General features: G+C 64.5%; 3 protein-coding genes. All 3 read right to left on the reverse strand.

What is annotated here, in order from left to right; translation table 11 throughout:
• Positions 1 to 1,785 (reverse strand): ATP-binding protein (locus ABYW26_RS12050; RefSeq protein ID WP_372605146.1); only part of this gene is annotated, 1,785 nt, incomplete at its 3' end.
• Positions 1,786 to 1,886: 101 nt separating this feature from the next.
• Positions 1,887 to 3,062, reverse strand: coding sequence for an RsmB/NOP family class I SAM-dependent RNA methyltransferase (locus tag ABYW26_RS12055; protein ID WP_372605148.1), 1,176 nt, complete (start codon positions 3,060 to 3,062; stop codon positions 1,887 to 1,889).
• 51 nt (positions 3,063 to 3,113) lie between these two features.
• A partial coding sequence (locus ABYW26_RS12060; RefSeq protein WP_372605150.1) for an IMP dehydrogenase occupies positions 3,114 to 3,542 on the reverse strand: 429 nt, incomplete at its 5' end.

The raw sequence follows: 3,542 nt of genomic DNA on the forward strand, positions 1-3,542 counted from the left end.
GACGATGCCGTAAGCGGTGGACAGGCCCAGACCGGTGCCTTCACCGACCTTTTTCGTGGTGAAGAACGGCTCGAACACTTTTTGCAGCTTGTCCGGTGCAATTCCGTGGCCGTGATCGGTGACCCGCACCAGCACATAGTCGCCCGCAGGCACGACCGCCCGGTCGCGGCGCAATTCCGTGTCCAGATGGTTCATCGCGGTTTCGATCCGGATTTCGCCGCCGCCCTGCATTGCGTCCCGGGCGTTGACAACCAAATTCATGATGACCTGTTCCAGCTGCCGCTTGTCGGCGCGGATCGGCGCAAGGTTGGGATCATGCGAGACGGTTAGCACCACCTTTTCCCCGACCAGCCGGTTCAGCAAATGGGTCAGATCGGCCAAAGTGTCGTCCAGATCGACCTGCTCCAGCCGCAGCGTCTGCTTGCGCGAAAACGCCAGCAATTGCCCGACCAGACTGGCGGCGCGGTTGGCGTTTTGCTGGATTTGCATCAAATCGCCGAATTCCGGGTCGCCCGCGTCGTGCCGCAGCAACAGCAGGTCGCAATGCCCGGTGATCGCGGTCAGCAAGTTATTGAAATCATGTGCAACTCCCCCAGCCAATTGGCCTATCGCCTGCATTTTCTGGCTTTGCACAAACTGCGCCTCAAGCGTCTTCAACTCGGTCGCATCATTCAACACGGCCACGAAACCAGTGCCGCCCTGATCGGCGAGCCGCTCAAGCGAGACCTGTATGAACAGTTCCTGATCCGAGCGTCGCAATTGCAGAACTTCGGACCGGTTTGAAACCCGCGCCTCGGCGACATCGGCCAGCCAGTCCATCACCGGACGGCCCAGCCCCTCGACCAGATCGGACAAATGCGCGCCGGGGGGCACCTGCCCCAGCATTTCGCGCGCAGATCGGTTGGCAAGCACCACGGCCCCATCCGCGGACAGGCGCAACAGCGCCACCGGCAACGCGTCCAGTACCGCGTCATCGCTGATCGGTGCTTCGGTCGCGGCGCCGGGCCAAAGATAGACCTCGCGCCGACCGCCCGAGGTTTCAAACAGCGCCACCCGTGCGGGCAAAGCGCCGGATGCACCGTTCAACAGCACCGGATCGCCCGGATTAGCGGGCGGGCGAGGCAGGATTTCATCAAGGGTTTTAGGGCGCTTACCCAGAAATTGCCGCGCGGCGTCGTTGATGAACAAAACCATCCCGCTGCGCCCAACGGTCAGCACCGGCAGGCACAGCGCCTCTGCGCCACGGGCGGCGGGGCGTTCCCCGGTCTCGTCGATGCGCCAGAACAGGTGCTTATGCGCCAATTGATGCACCGCGATCCGGGCATGGCCGCGACTGGTGACGATATCTTCTTGCGCCTGCCCCTCGGCCGCTGCGCGGGCCTGCAGCCGATAGACCACTGCCGCCGGGTTGGCGAACACGTCGCCCAAGGCGCGGATCAGGGTTTGCGCCCCGGTCAGGGTGAATTTTTGCTCGGCCGCCGCATTCTGCCAGCGCAATCGCCCGTCGGGATCGGTGACAAACCCCGGCGCGGGGTCGTTTTCCGCAAACCGGCGCACTGCGCCCAAGGGTGCCTGCGCGCGCCAGATTTGGGTCAGGCGGATCGCAAGCACCAGCACCACCAGCGTCACCGCCGCCGCCGCCAGAATGGTCGAGACCATGCCGCCGCTGACACCCACGGACAGCGCCATCAGCCCCACCGCCACCGCCAGCACCAGCACCGCCCGCGCCGACAGGGCCGCCGTGCGTCGGGTCAGGGGCGGCAGATTGGGGTCAAGCAGCGACAAACAGGCCTCCGATACGAATCGTGCAACTCGTATTTCCGCGCTTTTGGGTTAAGCACGGGTTAAAGCCAGCAGTTTAGCCACCTTAGGTTGTGTGTAAAGTTTTACGACTCGCGCTTAAGCAAGGTCAGATGAAAGCCATCGCCGCCATCAATCGGGGTCAGGCTGTGGCCGGAAACGCGGGAAAATCCGGGCGTCCGGGCAAGGAAGGCATTGATCTGGCCCGCGTTTTCCTCGTCCAGCAGCGAACAGGTCGCATAGGCCAGAACCCCGTCCGGGGCGACCAAACCGGCGGCGCGATCCAGAATGCCGGACTGGATCTGCAGCAGGTCGTCCAGCGCGGCGCGGGTCAGGCGCCATTTGCCCTCGGGGCTGCGTCGCCACGCGCCGCTGCCGGAACAAGGCACATCGGTCAGAACCAGATCGAATTCAGGTAAAGTTTCCGGTGCATCACCTTGTAAAACTTCAACTTTAACGCCAGCGCGATTGGCGCGGACCGGCAGATCACGCAGGCGTTGCGGCGCGGCGTCATGGGCAAAGAACCGGGCCTCGGCGCGGCCCGCCATCGCCAGCGTTTTGCCGCCTCCGCCCGCGCACAGGTCCAGCACCCGTATCCCGTCGCGCAGCGGCAACAGGTCGGTGACCGCTTGCGAGGCCGCGTCCTGCAATTCCACCAGCCCATCCTGATAGGCCTCGGAAGTTTGAACTTTTCGCGGGTTTTCAAGCACTTCCAGCGCGGTTTCCGACAGGGGATGTGGTGCGGTCACGATGCTTTCAGCGGCCAGCGCAGCCTGAGCAGCGTCGCGCGTGGTCTTGCGCAGATTGACCCGTAGGAACACCGGCGCGCGGTGTTGCAGCGCCGTTAGCACCGGAGCGAAATCGTCGCCCAGACTGTCGCGCAGCGCCGGTTCCAGCCAATCGGGACAGTCCAGTGCCACGGCCTCGGGCAGATCGGTCAGGGTGGGCGGAGCGGCACGCTCGGCCTCGGTCAAGGCGGCGGGCGCATAGGCCAGACCAGTGAAAACCTCATCCGGATCAACGCCTTGCGCGCGCAGCGCCCCCAGCATCAGCCCGCGCCCGGTTTCCGCCCCGCCCAGCGCCGCATATGAGCGGCGGCAGCGCAGCGCGTCAAAGACGTGATCGCGGATCGCGGCCCGGTCTTTGGACCCGGCAAAGCGGTTCTGGCGGCCCCATGTGGTCAGCAGGCGCTCGGCCGCGTCTCCGGCAAGGACGCTGTCCAGAACTTGAATCGCGGCGGCGATCCGGGCGGCGGGCGTCACTGCCCCTGCCCCGGATCAAACATTAAGAACGCCGCACAAGCCATTGATAAATCACCCAACCCGATAGTTCGGGCTTTCGCGGGTGATCTGCACATCATGGACATGGCTTTCTTTCAGGCCCGCGCCGGTGATCCGCACGAATTGGCACTGAGAGCGCATCTCGTCGATGGTGGCGCAGCCGGTATAGCCCATCGCGGCCCGCAGACCGCCGACCAGTTGGTGCAGCACAGCGTTGGCCGAGCCTTTATAGGGCACCTGACCTTCGATGCCTTCGGGAACCAGCTTGTCGCTGGCGGCGTCTTTCTGGAAATATCGATCAGCCGAGCCGCGCGCCATGGCGCCAAGGCTGCCCATGCCGCGATAGGATTTGAACGAGCGGCCCTGATACAGGATCACCTCGCCCGGGCTTTCGTCGGTGCCGGCGATCATGCTGCCGACCATGGCGCAGGACGCGCCCGCCGCGATGGCCTTGGCGAAATC

The sequence above is a fragment of the Actibacterium sp. genome, assembly GCF_041584535.1.
Taxonomy (GTDB): domain Bacteria; phylum Pseudomonadota; class Alphaproteobacteria; order Rhodobacterales; family Rhodobacteraceae; genus Actibacterium_D.